Source organism: Candidatus Ornithobacterium hominis (genome assembly GCF_951229915.1).
GTDB classification, from domain to species: Bacteria; Bacteroidota; Bacteroidia; order Flavobacteriales; family Weeksellaceae; genus Ornithobacterium; species Ornithobacterium hominis.
The window spans coordinates 373,441-393,203 of sequence record NZ_OX579588.1; the positions used below are offsets into that span (position 1 = coordinate 373,441).

General features: G+C 37.6%; 11 protein-coding genes. 8 read left to right on the plus strand and 3 right to left on the minus strand.

Going from position 1 to position 19,763, the window contains the following annotated elements:
* Positions 1-79: 79 nt before the first annotated feature.
* Complete coding sequence (gene pruA, locus QOX03_RS01735) at positions 80-1,711, minus strand: L-glutamate gamma-semialdehyde dehydrogenase (RefSeq protein WP_283671256.1); 1,632 nt, start codon at positions 1,709-1,711, stop codon at positions 80-82.
* 568 nt (positions 1,712-2,279) lie between these two features.
* On the opposite strand from pruA, the gene QOX03_RS01740 reads away from it, so the two are divergent.
* The 4 genes from QOX03_RS01740 to QOX03_RS01755 all read left to right on the plus strand — a co-directional run bounded on the left by QOX03_RS01740 (position 2,280) and on the right by QOX03_RS01755 (position 9,109).
* On the plus strand, positions 2,280-3,992 hold the full coding sequence (locus QOX03_RS01740; RefSeq protein WP_283671257.1) for an FISUMP domain-containing protein: 1,713 nt from the start codon (positions 2,280-2,282) through the stop codon (positions 3,990-3,992).
* A gap of 340 nt (positions 3,993-4,332) precedes the next feature.
* Positions 4,333-5,682, plus strand: coding sequence for a Gfo/Idh/MocA family protein (locus tag QOX03_RS01745; RefSeq protein ID WP_434800623.1), 1,350 nt, complete (start codon positions 4,333-4,335; stop codon positions 5,680-5,682).
* A gap of 153 nt (positions 5,683-5,835) precedes the next feature.
* A complete protein-coding gene (locus tag QOX03_RS01750; protein WP_283671259.1) occupies positions 5,836-7,956 on the plus strand; it encodes a S46 family peptidase in 2,121 nt (706 codons plus the stop codon).
* Between the two features lie 133 nt (positions 7,957-8,089).
* Positions 8,090-9,109, plus strand: a complete 1,020-nt coding sequence (locus QOX03_RS01755; RefSeq protein ID WP_283671260.1) for a M28 family metallopeptidase — start codon at positions 8,090-8,092, stop codon at positions 9,107-9,109.
* A gap of 115 nt (positions 9,110-9,224) precedes the next feature.
* On the opposite strand, the gene QOX03_RS01760 is transcribed toward QOX03_RS01755, so the two are convergent.
* Positions 9,225-12,617, minus strand: coding sequence for a glycosyltransferase family 117 protein (locus QOX03_RS01760; RefSeq protein WP_283671261.1), 3,393 nt, complete (start codon positions 12,615-12,617; stop codon positions 9,225-9,227).
* Positions 12,618-12,771: 154 nt separating this feature from the next.
* Positions 12,772-13,161, minus strand: a complete 390-nt coding sequence (locus QOX03_RS01765; protein ID WP_283671262.1) for a hypothetical protein — start codon at positions 13,159-13,161, stop codon at positions 12,772-12,774.
* A gap of 86 nt (positions 13,162-13,247) precedes the next feature.
* Between QOX03_RS01765 and guaB the strand changes: the two genes are divergently transcribed.
* The 4 genes from guaB (at position 13,248) to odhB (ending at position 19,674) form a co-directional block, all read left to right on the plus strand.
* The gene (gene guaB / locus QOX03_RS01770) at positions 13,248-14,717 is read left to right on the plus strand and encodes an IMP dehydrogenase (protein ID WP_119058148.1); all 1,470 of its coding nucleotides are present in this window, start codon (positions 13,248-13,250) and stop codon (positions 14,715-14,717) included.
* A gap of 188 nt (positions 14,718-14,905) precedes the next feature.
* Positions 14,906-15,538, plus strand: coding sequence for a porin family protein (locus tag QOX03_RS01775; protein WP_283671263.1), 633 nt, complete (start codon positions 14,906-14,908; stop codon positions 15,536-15,538).
* Positions 15,539-15,673: 135 nt separating this feature from the next.
* On the plus strand, positions 15,674-18,418 hold the full coding sequence (locus QOX03_RS01780; protein WP_283671264.1) for a 2-oxoglutarate dehydrogenase E1 component: 2,745 nt from the start codon (positions 15,674-15,676) through the stop codon (positions 18,416-18,418).
* An 8-nt stretch (positions 18,419-18,426) separates the two neighbouring features.
* On the plus strand, positions 18,427-19,674 hold the full coding sequence (odhB, locus tag QOX03_RS01785) for a 2-oxoglutarate dehydrogenase complex dihydrolipoyllysine-residue succinyltransferase (RefSeq protein ID WP_283671265.1): 1,248 nt from the start codon (positions 18,427-18,429) through the stop codon (positions 19,672-19,674).
* Positions 19,675-19,763 lie beyond the last annotated feature (89 nt).

Genomic DNA, 19,763 nt, shown 5'->3' on the forward strand with positions numbered 1-19,763 from the left:
AATATAAACAAAAAAACCACCTCAAAAAAAGGTGGTTTTTTTAGAATAATTTTTTAAGCCTTTAAAAAAAATATTAGTATTAGTCTTCGTCTAAAAACGAATAACGATAATCTTTTGGTGGAACAAAATTTTCTTTAATCAAGCGTGGAGATAACCAACGCAACAGATTTTGTGCAGACCCCGCTTTATCATTTGTACCAGAAGCTCTAGCTCCGCCAAAAGGTTGTTGCCCCACCACGGCTCCAGTCGGTTTATCATTGATGTAGAAATTACCCGCAGCGTTCACCAATTTATCCGTAGCTTTTTTGATAACATACCTATCTTGCGCAAAGATAGCTCCCGTCAGAGCATACACAGAGGTGGCATCCACCGTATCCAGCGTTTCTTCCCATTGCTCATCCTCATAAACATAAACCGTCAACACAGGGCCGAAGATTTCCTCACACATAGACTCATACTTAGGTTTTTTAGCCAAAATCACAGTCGGTTCAATAAAGTAACCTTTGCTATCATCACAATTTCCACCAAAAATAACTTCAGAATCAGCACTTTCTTTAGCCCTATCAATATAGCCTTTAATTTTATCAAAAGATTCTTTGCTGATAACGGCATTCACAAAATTGGTGAAATCTCTCGGGTCACCTACTTTGATTTCATTCAAATCCTCTTGCATGTACTCTTTCACTTCCTCCCACATACTTTGCGGAACATAGGCTCTAGAGGCCGCAGAACATTTTTGCCCTTGATATTCAAAAGCACCACGGGTCATAGCCGTTGCCAAAGCCTTCCTATCCGCCGTTGGATGAGCCCAAATGAAATCCTTTCCACCGGTTTCGCCTACAATTTTCGGGTAGCTTTTATAGATGCCGATATTATCACCGATTTTTTTCCAGAATTGGTGGAAAACAGCCGTAGAACCCGTGAAGTGAACCCCAGCAAAATCCGGGTGATTAAAGCATTCTTCTGTAATTTCTGCCGCACTACCTTGAATCATATTGATGACCCCATCTGGCACACCAGCTTCCCTAAAAACTTCCATCAAAACACCGGCACTCAGCATTTGCTTATTACTTGGTTTCCAGACTACAACATTCCCCAGCATAGCCATGCAAGTAGGCAAATTACCAGAAATCGCAGTAAAGTTAAACGGCGTAACAGCATACAAGAAACCCTCTAGTGGCCTATATTCCACACGATTCCAGATGGCCCCTTCAGTAATGGGTTGTTCAGCATAAATTTCAGTCATAAACTGGACGTTAAATCTCAAGAAATCAATCAACTCACAAGCAGAATCAATCTCAGCCTGCATAGCATTTTTCCCTTGCCCAATCATGGTAGCCGCATTCATTTTGTCGCGGTATGGCCCGGCAATCAAATCAGCAGCCTTCAAGAAGATAGAAGCACGATGCTCCCACGGCAGGTTAGCCCATTCTTCCCTCGCCTCCAAAGCCGAAGCAATCGCTTGTTTCACGTGGCTCGCATCCCCTTTGTAGAAATGCCCTACAACCTTCTGGTGGTCATGTGGAGGGCGAATATCTACGCTATTACCTGTGGTAACATCTTGGTTCCCAATCCTCATTGGCACTTCCGTTACTTGGTTGTACATTTCGTCGTAAGCCGCCTGCAGAGAAGCTCTCTCAGGAGAACCCGGAGCATAAGACAAAACAGGTTCGTTCACTGCATAAGGCACATTATAAATTCCTTTTGGCATAATATAATTTAATTTTATGATTTATTGATGTTTCCCAAAGTTACTAAAAATCAATGAAAATTTTATAATTCAACCAAAAAAAGCCAAAAAACGCCAATTCTCAAAAATTTCTAAAGCCTTTAAAAATTTTTTCTCACCTCCCCAGCCTCAAAAAAAATAAATTTGCATAATTCAAAAACGTAAAATACATTTGTGGGCAGGTTGAGAGAAGAGAAAAATCTCAACGAAAATTTTAACAAAAAAATAACGAAATTTTAACAAATGAAATTTGTGAGTTTCAAAATAAAGTGTAAACACACACACACACACACACAAGTAATGAGCTAAACAACTCATTATCAATAACTTATGATAATTTATTGCTTCCTCGCGGGAGCGAACCGCAAAGCCGTGCAAGAAAATCTTGTGCGGTTTTTCTATTTTCACCTGTGTGAAAGTAGTAATTTCTTCAAAAAGAAGAGCCTCACGGGTTGGGGCTCTTTCTAAATGAAGAAGCAAAAAAAAACAGCAAAAATTTAATCAAGAAAAGAATAAATCAATAAAATATTAACCAAAAAAATTAAAACAAATGAAGAAATTATTACTTTCTTTCGTTGTATTGCCAGGGGCTTTAGCCACCGCTCAGGTAGGCGTTAATACAGACCAGCCAAGTGGCACTTTTGATGCTGCTTATATAAATCCTCAGGAAGCCCCTGCGGGTACAAAATGGGCAAACCCAGCAACACCTCAGGGCGTTCACTTCCCGAATGTTAGCACAGAACAGCGCTTGAAATTTGAAGATGTGAGAGAAGGAATGATGATTTATAATACCGATAAGAAGTGCCTTGAGATGTACCTTGGGGACGAAAGCGGTGCCCACCAATGGGAATGCATCCCCAATGTAGGGAACAAATCAACACAAAGCGTATCAGTATCGCCAGCAAGGTTCAGCGGGCAATTTATAGGAGGAGTGCCATTAGCAGGCGCCAGCGTAAGTTTCACCATTACCAACAATGGATTCTCTCCCATTAGCGTTGACTTCTCTGATGCCGTTACGGTAGAAAATGAAGGGAGAAATATAACAGTAAATGGCGAAGCCAACAAAAGCGTTAGCCTAAAAGGAGGCGCAAAAAAAACCTTGACGTATACGCTTAGCGGGACGCCACAGGCAGGTACGCTTACGGCTATATTCAACAAATTAAGATTAAGTGCAGAGCAGCAATTAACGGTAGACAAAGGAAAGGCAAACCTGCAAAACCAAGAGCATTATATCGTGTCGCTTGCCTATGATGGCACGACCATACAAGGTTATATAGACAATAACACTAGCATCAAAATACCTTACACTGGTGGAAAAGGAAGTTATGATGCTGTCGTAAACATTCCCCCAACCACCGCCGCAGGGCAAGATAGCGACATTAACAAAATCACGCTTAGTATCCCAGCAGGGAACTTTTCAGCGCGAGGCGAGTTGACTGCGACGCTAAACGTAGAAGGAAATGGGAGTTACCAAGTTAAGCAGATGCCGGCAGGGGAAAGTTACGTCATTGCAACTTATGATATTGATATGAACGGGAGCAAATCCCAAGTGACCATCAAAGGAATAGGCGGTATCCCAGACAGGAAGTTTAAAGAAGATTCACGCTACAAGTTTATTTACTTGCCCGTTACCGTTACAGGAGCAAATGGTTATAATAAGACATGGCTCAATTACAACTTAGGAGCAGAATTTGCCAAACTAGGAGAAAACTTTAAGCCACTGCAGCAGTTGTTTGGCCAAGCTGCCCATGATGAAGGTAAAACCCACGGTTCATTATACCAATGGCAGAGAGCGAGTGATGGGCATGAGTTTAAGAATCAACCAACTACCGATGATAAAGCCAATACTTGGAGAGACGCAGGCTCTTCAGCAGGGAAGTTTATTAAAGGAAGCTCTAACTGGGTAAGGAATGGTGAAGGTGCATCAGGTGCAAATTTAGAGTTGTGGAGAGCAGGAAGAGATAACAACCCTTGCCCGTCAGGTTACCATGTTCCGACTGTGGAGGAGTGGAATCAATTACTCTATGCTGTAGGAAGAGGAAGTCAAATGTGGAGTCAAAATAAGTTACCAAACCTTGCAGCTGCTGGCTACCATCGCTATAACAATGGTTCGCTGAGCAACAAGGGTTCTAGCGGGTACTACTGGAGTAGCTCTGCTAGCTACAGTTTCTACGCTCACTACATGAACTTCGGCAGTGGCCGCAGCAGTACGTTCGGCGACGACCGAGCTCGCGGGCATAGCGTGCGTTGTATTAAAGATTAAAGCTTTTTAGCCCTCCGTAAGGAGGGCTATTTTTTTATAGCTTTTTTTAGTTTAATGCTTTTTATTCTAGCTAAATCAAAAGGCGTGAAGGGTTAATTATTTAAAAGTTTCAATTATTTAAAATGCACATTAAAATGCACAACGGGTCAAAAACATGATATTATCCTAAAATTTGTGATTACAAGAGAAAAAAATTAAATTTGAGAATTCATAAAAAACAATAGAAAATTAAAAAAGAATGAAAAAAGTTACATTGTTTTTCCTGTTATTAAACTCCTTTTTATTCTGGAGCTGTGCAACACAAAATTCAAATACCGCTAAGGCGACAGTAAATTCAAGCATGAATTTTAATGACTATGAAAGAAATGCTCTGGGGCAGATTGTAACCAAAGTACCCACAAGACCTGCAGGGCAAAAAGATGTTGTGGGCTTACGAGCACCTAAGCTAGAGACCGTACGCGTAGGTTTCATCGGCTTAGGAATGCGGGGGCCAGGTGCTGTAGAGCGATTCACGCATATCCCTGGGACTCAGATTGTTGCTTTGTGTGATATTGAGCCAAAGCGTGTAGAGAAAACACAAAGAATATTGACTAAAGCTGGCCTGCCAAAAGCCGCAGATTATTCTGGCAGTGCAGATGCTTGGAAAAAAATGGTGGAGCGAGATGATATTGATTTAATTTACATCGTTACCGACTGGAGAACACATGCAGATATGGCTGTGTATGCAATGGAACAAGGAAAACATGTAGCTGTAGAGGTACCAGGAGCAATGACAATGAAGGATCTTTGGCGTTTGATTGATACTTCAGAAAAAACTCAAAAACATTGCATGATGTTAGAAAACTGTGTTTATGACTTCTTTGAATTAACGACTTTGAATATGGCACAGCAAGGTGTTTTTGGAGAAGTTTTACATGCAGAAGGTGCTTATATTCATAATCTAGCAGACTTTTGGAAAGCTTATCACGACAACTGGCGTTTAAAATTTAATAAAGATAACAGAGGAGACAATTACCCAACGCATGGCATGGGGCCAGCGGCACAACTTCTAGACATTCACCGTGGAGATAAGATGAATTATTTGGTTTCAGTAGATACCAAGGCAGTGAACGGCCCTGAAGCTTGGAAGAGTGCTTATGGCGCAGCTCCAGATTATTTTGAGAATGGAGACCATACCATCACGATGATAAAGACTGAGAAGCAAAAAACCATCCAAATTCAGCACAATGTAGTGAATCCAAGACCTTACTCTAGAATGTACCAATTGACGGGAACAAAAGGTTTTGCCAATAAATATCCTGTGTCAGGTTATGCGCTGGAGCCAGAGCAAGTTTCCTCTGATATAACGCCAGACCATGAAAACTTAAATTCCCATGGTTTTGTACCTGAAAAAGTAAAAAATGCATTGATGGCAAAATATAAACACAGAATTCACAAAGAATTAGAAGAAAAAGCAAAGCAAGTAGGAGGCCACGGAGGGATGGATTTCATCATGGATTCCCGCTTGGTATATTGCTTACAAAATGGGCTGCCATTAGATATGGACGTTTATGATTTAGCGGAATGGAGTTGCTTGCCAGAGCTTTCTAAAATTTCTTTAGAAAACGGTAGCGCACCAGTTGTAATTCCTGACTTCACGAGAGGTCATTGGGATGATGTGAAAGGCTACAGACACGCTTTTGTAGATTAATTTTCTTTTAAAAAAAATTAAGCCTTTAAAAATCCGTTAGAGTAATTTTCTAATGGATTTTTTTAAGCCTTAAAAAATTTAAATCAGTTTACAAAAAAGTTAAAAAGCATCTATTTTACAGATATTAATTATATTTAATGCAAAATAAAACGAATGAACTTTAAATTTTCAACACTACTGATTTTTGTCGGGAGTTTTCTTTTCGCCCAAACTGGCGGCGGAATGTGGATTCCTACAGAATTGAACGAAAAAGAAATGAAGAAAATGGGCATGAATATATCTGCAAAAGATATCTTCAATTCCCAAAAAGCCAGCATCAAAGATGCAATTGCGCATTTTGGCGGTGGTTGCACCTCAGAAGTCATTTCACCGCAAGGGCTTCTGTTGACCAATCACCACTGTGGGTACAGCCAAATTCAGTCGCACAGTACCTTACAAAATAATTATTTGCAAGATGGATTCTGGGCAAAAAGTATGAGAGATGAATTGGCTAATCCTGGCCTGACGGCGACTTTCATTATTGATATTCAAGAAGTTACAAGCGAGGTTTTGATAGGCGAAAACACGACTGATAATGCAATAAAGGAGAACATAAAAACTATTGTAAATAAGACTAAAAAAGAAAATTGGCAAGAGGCTTTTGTGAAGCCATTCTACAAAGGGAATAAATATTACCTATTCATCACAGAAACTTATAGAGACGTTCGCTTAGTGGGGGCGCCACCTAGTAGTATTGGGAAATTTGGTAGTGATACTGATAATTGGGTTTGGCCACGCCATACGGGCGATTTTTCTTTGTTTAGAATTTATGCCGATAAAAATAATCGACCAGCAGAATATTCCCCAGAAAATATTCCTTATAAGCCAAAACATTTTTTACCAATAAATATCAAAGGTTTAGAAAAGAATGATTTTACTTTTGTTTTTGGATTCCCAGGTTTGACGGATGAATATTTGCCAGCTTCTGCTATTGAGCAAACGGTGAAAACTTTGAATCCTGCAAAAGTTGAAGTAAGAGATGAGGCACTGAAAATTATGGATGCTTACATGAAGCAAGACCAAAACATTAAAATCAAATATGCTTCTAAATACGCTGGAATTGCCAATTATTGGAAGAATATGATTGGTGTAAATCAGGGAATTCAGAAGTCTGGAGCTATTCAGATAAAACGAAATTACGAGCAGCGTTTGCTGAACAAAATTAGAGAAAAGTGTAAGACAGAAAAAAGCGAAAGATGCGTACAATACCCATCGATGATTGAAGATTTAAATCAATTGTACCAAAAGATAGAGCATTATAATTTAGCGAAAGCTTACTTTGATGAAGCGATTTATAGAAATTCTGAAACCTTCCGTATAGCGTTAACTTTAAGTGATTTATCAAAAAATGAAGGGCAAGTCTCTCATGAACTTAGAGAACGAGTTTCTGATTATTTAAAGTCTCTGTATAAAGATTATGAACCTCAAGTAGATAAAGATGTTTCTTTAGCCGTTTGGAATTTGTATAAAAAAAATGTTCCTGCTGAATTTCAGCCAGATAACACCAATATCACAGCAGAGGATTTAGATACATCAATCATTACAGGTGGTAGGAAAATCAATCAAATTTCTTTGATTGAAAATCCGAAATTATTTTTGAGTCAAGAAAATTTAAAGGAAATTTTAAATGCAGATCCTTTGATTCAAAAAATCAGAGCAATAGAATCTGCTTACAGTGCAAAAGCCTCTCCCAAGCGAATAAGCTTGCAGAATAAAATAGATGATTTGCTCAAAAAATATATGAAAGCGCAAATGGACTTTATGCAAGATGAAAAGAAATTCTTTCCTGATGCGAATTCTACTTTGCGCGTGACTTATGGTAAAGTGAATGGCTATGCGCCGAGAGACGCCGTGTATTATGACAATACAACTTACCTGAAAGGCGTGATGGAAAAGTATGTTCCTGGTGATTACGAATTTGATGTTCCAGAAAAATTAAGAAGTTTGTACGCAAAAAAAGATTATGGCGTTTATGCTAAAAATGGCAAAATGCCCGTTAACTTCATTGCCACAAACCACACGACAGGTGGTAACTCGGGTTCGCCAGCCTTGGATGCAGACGGGAATTTAGTTGGATTGAACTTTGACCGTGTGTGGGAAGGAACGATGAGCGACTTGTACTATGACCCAGAAATTTCTAGAAACATCATGGTAGATGCGCGGTATATTTTATTCATTATTGATAAATATGCTAACGCCGACCGACTAATCAAGGAAATGAAATTGGTGAAATAAATTTCCTAAGGCTTTTTAAAGAAAAAGCTACTTTCGAACTGAAGGTAGCTTTTTTTTATGGAAAATTTTTTAAGCCTTAAAAAATTTTAAACTATTAATCAGATTTCCATTAATTTTACAAAAAATCGAATGAATGAATTTTAAAACCTTACTTTTAAGCTTTTGTAGTGTCATTTTCAGTCAATGTCAGTCACAAAATGAAGTGAAAAATGTTTTACCCAAAATTGAAACTTTAGCCTTCAAACCAGAATATTTAGAACTAATAGATTCAATTGAAGTCAAAAAAGAACTTTATGTTTATGCTAGCGATGAAATGAAAGGTAGAGAAGCTGGGACAGAAAATGAAGCTTTAGCAACTGATTTTTTGGTAGAAAAATATAAGGATTTAGAAATCAAAGGAGCTGGAGAGAATGGCGATTATTTGCAAGCGATTCCTAAAGGAACGTTTCGTGCGATGGAGGAAGTCGGGCACAATGTCATTGCTAAAATTGAAGGAAGCGAAAAACCTGATGAATATGTTGTGATCTCTGCACATTTAGACCACGTGGGCGAGCAGTATGGGGAAATCTTTAACGGAGCAGATGATAATGGGAGCGGTACCATTGCAATTCTAAATATTGCCAAAGCCTTTAAAAAATTGGAACAAAAGGGATTTAAACCAAAGCGGAGTCTCATCTTTTTGCATGTGACTGGTGAAGAAAAAGGGCTTTTGGGCTCTAAATATTATGTTGAAAATTCATGGTTTCCTTTAGGAAATACAGTGGCGAATTTGAATATTGACATGATTGGTCGTGTAGATGAAAAGCATCAAAATCAGCCGAATTACCTTTATCTGATTGGCGGAACGCGCCTTAGCAAAGAATTGGGCTCAATTGCAGAGAAGCTTAACGAAAATCACTTTGGCTTGGCATTAGATTATACTTACGATGCTCCAGACCACCCAGAGCGTTTGTATTATCGTTCAGATCACTATAATTTCGCTAAAAATAATATTCCCTCTATTTTCTTTTTTAATGGAATTCACGAGGATTATCATAAACCGACCGATACTGCTGATAAAATCAATTACCCTTTGTTGACTAAAAGAACGCAGTATGTTTTTGCGATAGCTTGGGAATTAGCTAACCGAAAGGAGCGACTGAAACTGGATTGATTTTCAGGCAAGAAAATTAAGAAAAGGGAGAAATTTTTTAAGCCTTAAAAAATTTCTCCTTTTTTTTGATTTAAGAATTTGTTTGAAAATTTAGACGGATTTTTGCTAAAATTTATTATTTCTCGATGCCTATTTGAGACATTATATTCTTGACTTCATCAAATTTTTCTTCCGCATAGATGGAGTCAATTTCTGCTGCCAGCGGGATCAGCGAACGTTGAGAAGAAATCGCACTTGTTAGTTCGTTTTGTTCTTTTCCGGTTAAATTATTTAGTCCGACGCTTTTGGCTTTTTCTATCAAACTAGAAATTTGCTGAACCACAGGAAGGTAAATTTTTTCAAAAGCTTTTTTAGCTTCCTCTTTTTGTCCCTTTTTCAAATAATTTTCAATTAAAATTCCAGCAAAATATTGTTGTTCACTTTGCAGTCTTCGCCAGTCAGAGAGGATGCTTTGCTGTTTTCTTGGAGGCAAAGATTCATAGAAGTTTAATTCCTCTTGATTTTGTTTTAGCAAATAATCTTGGAGTTTTTCTGCTTTTTGATTTTCGCCTAAATTTTGATAAATCGGGATGAGCCCATAGAGAGAATAGCCTGTTTCGTAACGTTCTAGCGGAATTTTTTCCATCAGTAAGTCAATGATTTCCTTCGCTTTTTCTTTTTCTCCATTATCGGTTAAATCTTTCGCCGTTCTTATCACCGCATTGCGGTAAGTAAGAATATTATTGGTGCTAGTTTGGTCAAAATAAGCATCAGGATTGTTAAAATTTGCCCATCGGTATTTTTTGATTTGTTGATACATATCTTCACTGTCTACCAGTGCATCGCTACCGTATTGCGATTGAGAAGCCAAGAGAGGAACTAGTTTATAGCTGAAGCTTTCAAATTGTAAATAATCATTGGTATAGAAAATATTTGCATTATCATATAAACCGCCGCTGGAGAAGTAAATCGGGCGAGTCCAGTCGTAATTTGCAAACAAATCTAGCATGAAGAGCTCGTTCTTGTAGTTGATGGCATTGCTAGGAATCGTAATGCTAAGATTCGGTAAAATTTTATCGTAATATTGGGGTGAAACTAATTTGTTTTTGATTACATTTTCTTTGTTAACTGGGATAATGATTTTGTTGGTAGGTAAAATATTATCTAGATTAGGATTATAAATTTGTTTTAGAATAGAAAGCAATTCATTTTTGGCGGGATTTGGTTTTAGAATCCAATTCATGGCTTCTTTTGCTGTCATTCCGTTATCGTTGTAAGGCTGAATTTTATCTAAACTTTGTAGCAATTCAGGGTTTTGTTCAGCGGCATATTCTCTTAATTGACTGAGAAAATTCGCTGATAAAATCAAAATTGCTTCATTCCGTCCTTCACGATAATCACTTTCCGTCATCTGATGGGGTATGGCATCAGCTTGGTAAGTTTTTCTATGCGCTTGGCTGATGTTCCAAGGAGAACCTAAAAGCGTGTAATTAGCAATTTTGACATCGGTTCGGAACTCTTCTGTCTCTTGAATGGCCCACAGCGGATACGTATCATTATCGCCATAAACGAAGAGAATGGCGTTGGGGTCTAAATTGACTAAATAATTGTAAGCCAAGTCGTGTGCTGCTAATCGCTCAGATCGGTCATGGTCGTCCCAGTTTTGGAAGCCCATCAAGAGTGGAGCGATAAATGCCAAAGCAGTAACGCCGAGTGAGGGTTTTACGTCTATTTTTATTTTGGAACGAAGGAATTTAAAAATTGATAATAAACTTAATCCAAGCCAAATAGCAAATACAAAAAAGGAGGTCACCACGGCATAATCTCGCTCACGTGGCTCAAAAGGTTTGTTGTTGGTGTATAAAATAATGCCTAATCCCGTTAGTAAAAATAGGGAGATGAGTGCAAAAGTTCGCTTGGGGTCTTCTTTCCAATGAAAAATAAAGCCAATGATTCCAAGAATTAAAGGAATTCCAAAATAGATATTACGAGCTTTGTTATCTTTAAATTTTTTGGGAAGCAGACTTTGGTCTCCTAGAAAATAAGAATCAATAAAGGGAATCCCAGTAATGGTATTACCTTTCGTTACTTCCAAATGACCTTCAAAATCATTTTGTCTTCCAACGAAATTCCACCCAAAATAGCGTAAATACATATACCCCACTTGGTAGTTGAGGAAAAACTGAATGTTTTGCCAAAGACTTGGTTTTCTGATATGTTCAGTTCGCTCGCCAGTCACGGGGTCATATGACTGGTAACGCTCCACTTCACCCATGATAGCTTGGTAATTATCAGCCATTTGAGGATTGTGCATTCGTGCAAAAATACCTGTGTGGGCATCGCTGTAGACATAGCTGTATTTTCTCCCGACTTCTTCATAAATCCCTTTCTTCTTATTTTTTTTATAAATAGGCCCATCGTCTTTTCTTTTATAAGTTCCATCTGGGTTTTTCTCAACGCCATTAGAGTCCATATGAGCAGTGTAGAGAGGTCCATAGAAAACAGGCCAATCACCATATTGCTCTCGGTTGAAGTAATTTAGTAACCCAATTGCATCATCTGGGTCATTAAGGTTCATATGCGGGTTAGCCGTAGCCCTGATGGGAATTACCAACCAACTAGAAAAACCAATAATCATAAATAAAATTGATAAAACAACTGTATTTGCCGTCACCCAATTCTTCTTTTGCGTATACCAAAGAGCAGAAAAGAAAACGATAAAGAATAAAATAATCCCGACCAGCAACCCACTTTGGAAAGGCATTCCGAGGGTATTGATTAAGAAAATTTCCAATTTCCCAAAGAAGGACATCGTGTAAGAAAAAATAACTTTAAAGATAAAATAGAAAATCAAAATCGTGATAAGATTCGCTATAGCAAAACTCTTCCAAGTAAACTCATAATGCCTGAAGTAGTAAATGTAACAAATCGCTGGAACGACTAAAATCGCCATTAAATGCACCCCAACACTCAGCCCGATGAGCAAAGAAATTAAAATCAACCATTTATTTTCACGTGGCAAGCCAGCATCATTTTCCCATTTGCAAGCCAACCAAAGCATCAAAGCAGTGAACATGGATGCCATGGCATAAACTTCTCCCTCCACAGCCGAGAACCAAAAGGAATCAGAAAAAGCAAAACATGCAGCTCCTAATACACCTGCCCCCAAGATTAAGATAATTTGAGTAGACGAAAGAGAAGTACTATTTTTTAAAAATAAACGGCGCGCCAAATGCGTAATCGTCCAAAAGAGAAACAAAATAGTCAATGAACTAGAAAGCGCAGATAAAGCATTAATGAGAATGCTATACAAAGCACCATTACCAAAGGCTAACCCAGCCCATACAGCACCAACTAACTGAAAAACAGCAGCTCCAGGAGCGTGTGTAACACCTAATTTTGCACTGGAAACAATATATTCACCACAATCCCAAAAACTAAATTTAGTTTCTATCGTCAACAAATAAAGTATCGAAGCCAATGCAAAAACTACCCAGCCCACTAAATTATTAAGCTTTTTAAAATCCATAACGCTTATTTTTATATCATGCGAAAATAAGATTTTTATTAAAATTTTTTAAGGCTTAAAAAAAATTAGGCAGAAACCCTCCAGCTTAAATTATTTATAATTTAAAATAACTCCCATCAGTCATTATTAATTGATTATCTAAGCCTTAGAAAAATTAAGTCCATTCAATCTCTAGACTTTCAAAAAAAGCATTTAATTCTTGTAGCGATTCGTTATCAATTTTGTTAGTATTAATCTTTATGATTTTGCTCTCAGCGTTGATTTTATAATCGCCAGCAAACTTCCGAATACTTCGAATTTGGTCTAAATTTACTTTCTTCCCCAATGGTCCACCTACTTGCATAATTCCATTTTGGATACTCACGTAAGGGTATTTTCTCTTGTAGAAATAAATCGAAATCCAAGCGATAGAAATGAGAATCCAGCCATAGCTTAGCCAATCCCGTTTTTCTTTGTGTGTGAATACTAGCAAAGAATACCCAGACCAAATAAGTGCAAAAATCAAATGATATCGAACTAGTTTTTGTTTGTATTTTAATTTCATCAATTCAAAATTTAAAATTAAATAAAATTAAATAAAATTTTTTAAGGCTTAAAAAAAAACGTTAAATTTGTGCGGCAAAAGGAAATATGTCTTTAAACGATAAAATTTTGCAAGAAGCCTACACTTTTGATGACTTATTATTAGTTCCAGCTTATTCAAATATACTACCCTCAGCGGTAGATCTCTCAACTCCATTGACTGATAACATAACACTACAAATCCCCATCGTAAGTGCAGCGATGGACACTGTATCAGAAGCTCGCCTAGCCATAGCATTGGCACGGCAGGGAGGTTTATCCTTTATTCACAAAAACATGACGATTGAGCGGCAAGCAAAAGAAGTCGATTTAGTCAAACGTTCTGAAAATGGGATGATAGCTGACCCCATAACTTTGCGACCCGAGCAATTGTTGCAAGATGCTGAGCAACTAATGCGTAAATACAAAATATCTGGTTTGCCCGTGGTGGAAGAAGACAAAACTTTAATCGGAATTTTGACTAATCGTGATATTCGCTACCAAACAGACATGACGCAGGTAGTGACGGATGTGATGACTAAAGAAAACCTGATAACTTCTGGAATTGAGACTAGCTTGGAAGACGCAAAAGAAATTCTATTGAGAAATAGGATTGAGAAGTTACCGATTGTAGATAAAGATTATAAATTAATCGGTTTAATCACCATCAAAGATATTGACAATTTGGCAGAATACCCTAATGCGTGTAAAGATGCCCGCGGCCGCTTGCGCGTGGGTGCTGGTGTAGGCGTGGGAGAAGATACGCTAAGTAGGGTAGAAGCCTTAGTAAGTTCAGGGGTAGATGTTATAGCTTTAGACTCAGCACACGGGCATTCGCAAGGTGTTTTATCCAAAATCAAAGAAGTGAGAAATGCTTTCCCAAATTTGGATATTGTGGGAGGAAATATCGTAACGCCTGAAGCCGCAAAGGCTTTGGTAGAAGCAGGAGCAAATGCGCTGAAAGTTGGCGTAGGGCCAGGGTCAATTTGTACAACGCGTGTAATCGCAGGGGTTGGGGTGCCACAGCTTTCGGCGATTAGTAATGTTTATGAATATGCTAAAAATAAAGGCGTTAGAGTAATTGCAGATGGCGGAATTAAATTGTCAGGAGATATTGTGAAAGCTCTCGGAGCTGGGGCAGACTGCGTAATGTTGGGAAGCCTATTTGCTGGAACAGATGAAGCGCCTGGTGAAGAAATCATCTACCAAGGGCGGAAATTCAAAACATATCAAGGAATGGGGTCTTTAGCAGCAATGAAACGTGGAAGTAAAGATCGCTATTTCCAAAATGAGGCAACAGATGCAAAAAAATTAGTACCAGAAGGCATTGAAGGACGTGTACCCTACAAAGGAGAAGTAAAAGACGTGGTTTACCAATTATGCGGAGGTGTAAGAGCTGGAATGGGCTATTGTGGAACGCCAACAGTGAAATCGCTAAAAGAAAACGCAAAATTTGTGAAAATAACGAATGCTGGACTGCAAGAAAGTCACCCCCATGATATTGTAATAACAAAAGAAGCTCCGAATTACAATGGCTAAAATTGTGAAAACATATATTCGAGCCACTGAAATTCAAGTGATTTTCAGCTAAATTGAGATGTGTTTTTTCGATTTTTTTAATCTGACAATAGAATTTGTGAAGTTAATAATTTCTTAAGACTAGGAATTTTATTTTTTTGGCACATGAATTGATTTATTTAGAGCATAACTTTAAAAAAATAAAGAAAATGAAAAAGTTAATATTAGCAGCCTCGGTTGCATTTGCAGGAATGATTGGTTTGAATGCACAAAGTATGGAAGCACTTCAGATTGGAGCAAGAGCAGGATATAACTACTCTACACTGAGAGGCGATGCCGCGAAAAACATGGACACAAAAGGTCTATCTGGCTTCCATGTAGGTTTATTTACTGAAATCCCAGTGGCAGACCGATTCTCAATTCAACCAGAAGTGCTTTACTCAACCCAAGGTGCTAAGTGGACTTTAGGAAAAGAGACTTATGATTTCAAAACGCAAAATATCAACGTTCCAGTCTTAGCGAAATTTTATGTTGCAGAAGGTTTGAACTTACAAGCAGGGCCACAATTAAGCTTTAATACAGGTTCTGAATTCAAGTATGATGGAGCGTTAGGTAAAACTTCGAAGAAACTAGATAAAGATGCTTTTTCAAAAGTAAACTTTGGTGCAGTTGTAGGAGCTGGGTATAAATTAGCTCAAGGTTTGACTGTTGATGCACGCTACAACTTTGGGTTAACTAATGTGTTTGATAAAGATAACAAATCACTTCAAAGCTTAAAAGTTTCAGAAAAGAATAATTTCAAAAATGGTGTATTTTCAGTTGGTTTAGGTTACCAGTTTTAATAAAAAAGTATACGATTGAGAGCCCTGAAAAATTTCAGGGCTTTTTTTTTATTTTTCTATCAATATAAAGGCTGATAAATTAAAGAAAATTTTATCTTTGTTATAAATTGCTAAAGCAAAAAAGAATAAGATGTAATGGATAGATTTTCTTTCCTAAATGCAGTACATGCAGAATTTGTAGAGTCACAATACGAAAAGTATAAAAAATACCCAGATAGTATTGAACCTTCTTGGAAAGCTTTTTTCCAAGGATACGATTTCGGGCAATCAGGATATGCCAAAGAAAACACAGCTGAAATTGATTCCTTGAGTGATCTTCCTGAGAAGCTTCAAAAAGAATTTAAAGTCATTGACTTAATTAATGGTTACCGCACTAGAGGTCATTTATTTACAAAGACTAATCCTGTAAGAGAAAGAAGGGAGTACCGCCCGACTTTGGCCTTAGAGAATTTTGGCCTGACCGAAAATGATTTAGAAACGGAATTTAAAGCTGGTGAAATTTTAGGTTTTAAAAATTCCTTAACTTTAAAAGAAATCGTACAACACCTTGAGAATATGTATTGCCGCTCTATCGGGATAGAGTATATGTATATACGCAAGCCAGAGGTGGTAGATTGGATTCAAAAATGGCTCAACAAAAATTTAAATACTCCACAATTAACGCCCGAAGAAAAAAGGCAGGTTTTTCATAAATTGAATGAAGCAACAGCTTTTGAAGATTTTTTACATAAAAAATTTGTAGGGCAAAAAAGATTTTCTGCGGAAGGCGTAGAAACTATTATTCCAGCTTTGGATGAAATTATTACTCGTGGTGCAGAAGGTGGTGTGAAAGAGTTTATTGTAGGAATGGCTCATCGCGGACGATTGAATGTTTTGGCAAATATTTTTAAGAAATCTTACTCTCAAATTTTTAGTGAATTTGAAAAGAAGGATTTTGATGATGATTATTTTGATGGAGATGTGAAATACCATCTAGGTTCAACTACTCTCACAAAAACCAGCAAAGGGAAAGAGGTTAAAATCAATATAGCTCCAAACCCTTCTCATTTAGAAACTGTAGATGCTGTAGTAGAAGGGATTACCCGGGCAAAAATAGATTTAGAGTATCAAAAAGATGCGAGTAAAGCGATGCCCATCCTCATTCACGGAGATGCGGCTATTGCTGCTCAAGGAATTGTGTATGAGGTAATCCAAATGGAAGCCCTTGATGGCTATACCACTGGTGGAACGATTCATATCGTAACTAATAATCAAATTGGATTTACGACTAATTACTTGGATGGAAGATCAAGCATTTACTGTACAGATATAGCCAAAGTGACTTTGAGCCCTGTAATCCACGTGAATGCCGATGATGTAGAAGCGGTGATTCATGCCATTCGATTTGCGGTAGATTATCGTTTAGCATTTAATAAAGATGTATTTATTGATTTACTAGGCTATAGAAAATATGGGCACAACGAAGGTGATGAACCACGATTTACACAGCCAAAGTTGTATAAAGCTATAGATAAGCATGATACGGCAAGAGAAATTTACAATCAAAAGCTGAAGGGAGAAAAAATTGTCGACGATCAGTTTCTTGATGAAATGGAAAATGACTTTAAAAATATTCTTGAAAATAATTTAGAAGATTCTAAAAAGATTGAGAGAAATTCATTAGATCCCTTTATGCCAGAAGCATGGAAAGATTTTGAAATTAAAAGGGAAGAAGCCATTTTAGAAGATGTTGATACAAGATTTCCTCTCGATAAATTAAAAGAAGTAGCTAAAACTATAAGTACTTTGCCTGAAGGAGAAGATTTTATTCGTAAAATTGAAAGACTTCATCAGCAACGCCATGATATGGTTTTTGAAGAAAATGCTATTGATTGGGGGATGGCAGAATTGCTGGCTTATGGCAGTTTAATGACAGAAGATTTTAATGTAAGAATTTCGGGTGAAGACGTAGAGCGAGGAACATTCTCTCACCGCCATGCTGTCATTAAAACGCAAGATGAAAAAGAGTTTATTTTATTAAACAATATTCCTCATAGAAATGGAACATTAGAAATTTATAATTCACTTTTATCAGAATATGCAGTGTTAGGTTTTGACTATGGTTATGCGATGGCTGCTCCTAAAACCTTAACGATTTGGGAAGCACAATTTGGAGACTTCTCCAATGGGGCTCAAATTATCATAGATCAATATATCTCTGCGGCAGAAGATAAATGGAAAATCCAAAATGGAATTGTAATGCTGCTCCCCCACGGGTATGAAGGTCAAGGAGCAGAGCACTCAAGCGCACGTGTAGAGCGATATTTGCAGCTGTGTGCGATGGGCAATATGATTGTGGCAAATTGTACGACTCCAGCCAATTTTTTCCACTTATTGAGAAGGCAAATGAAGGTGAATTTCCGTAAACCATTAATTGTTTTTACACCCAAAAGCTTGCTGAGACACCCATTGGTGAAAAGTTCTCTAGAGGATTTAGCTGATGGGAAATTCCAGCCACTCATTGATGATAATATAGAGAAAGAGAAAGTAGAAAGATTAGTCTTCTGTAGTGGTAAGCTTTACTATGATTTATTAGAGCATAGAAAAGAAACAAAAATTGAAAATGTGGCATTAGTTCGGTTAGAGCAATTATATCCACTAGATCATAAGACAATAAATGAAGTGATAAAATCTTACCCGAACCATAAATCTTTGATTTGGGCGCAAGAAGAACCTGAGAACATGGGTGCGTGGTCTCATATTCTGAGACATCTAAACCAATACTCTTGGAAAATGATTTCACCAAGAGAGAGTGCTTCACCAGCATCTGGCTCTTCTAAAAGATGGAGTATTAATCAAGCAAATGTAATTAATCGAGTTTTTGACCTGAACGAACAATAAGAATTATTATGAGTATACTAGAAATGAAAGTCCCTTCACCGGGAGAATCTATATCAGAAGTGGAAATAGCCGAATGGCTAGTAAAAGATGGCGACTATGTAGATAAAGATCAAGCCATTGCAGAGGTGGATTCTGATAAAGCTACATTGGAATTGCCAGCTGAAGAAAGTGGCATTATCACCCTAAAAGCCGAAGAAGGCGATGTGGTACAAGTAGGGCAAGTTGTTTGCTTGATTGATATGGGAGCAGAGAAACCCAAAGCTCAAGAAAAGAAGACGACACCTAAAGAAGTGGAGACAGAAACACCTAAAGCTAAAGCTCATTCTAACGATACAGAAAAGGCAATAGAGAAAAAGAAAACATATGCCAGTGGTACAGCTTCCCCAGCAGCTAAAAAGATTTTAGCAGAAAAAGAAATTGATGCATCACAGGTAAAAGGCACGGGAAAAGATGGAAGAATAACAAAAGAAGATGCGGAAAATTATACACCAGCGATGGGTTCTGTGCCAAGCTATGCCAATAGAGGTACTGAAAGAAAAAAGTTGTCTTCGCTCAGAAGAAGATTAGCAGAACGATTGGTCTCTGTGAAAAATGAGACAGCGATGCTCACCACATTTAATGAAGTGGATATGACAGAAATCTTTGAGCTTCGAAAAAAATACAAAGAAGAATTCAAAGAAAAGCATGGTGTGAGCCTAGGTTTTATGTCTTTCTTCACCAAAGCCGTTACTAGAGCGCTGCAGGAATACCCAGAAGTTAATTCAATGATTGATGGAGATTACAAAGTTTTACATGACTTTATGGATATTTCTGTCGCTGTATCTGGACCAAAAGGTTTGATGGTTCCCGTTGTGAGAAATGCGGAGATGCTTACTTTTAGAGGAATTGAGCAAAACATCAGAGATTTAGCCATCAAAGTAAGGGATAATAAAATCAGTATTGATGAAATGACAGGAGGTACATTTACAATTACCAATGGAGGCGTATTTGGCTCGATGCTTTCTACACCAATTATTAATCCGCCACAATCTGCTATTTTAGGAATGCACAATATTGTAGAAAGACCTGTGGTGAAAAATGGAGGAATTTCGATTGCACCAATTATGTATGTAGCCCTTTCTTATGATCATAGAGTCATCGATGGAAGAGAATCAGTAGGATTCTTAGTCGCTGTAAAAGAAGCCATAGAAAATCCTGCTGAAATTTTGATGGGCGGGAATGATGATTCTTCTATCAGAAGAGCATTAGAATTATAGAAATTTTTTAAGCCTTAAAAAAAATCCGATAATTTTTTATCGGATTTTTTCATTCTAAAACTTTAGTTTTTACTTTTAAAAATTAAATG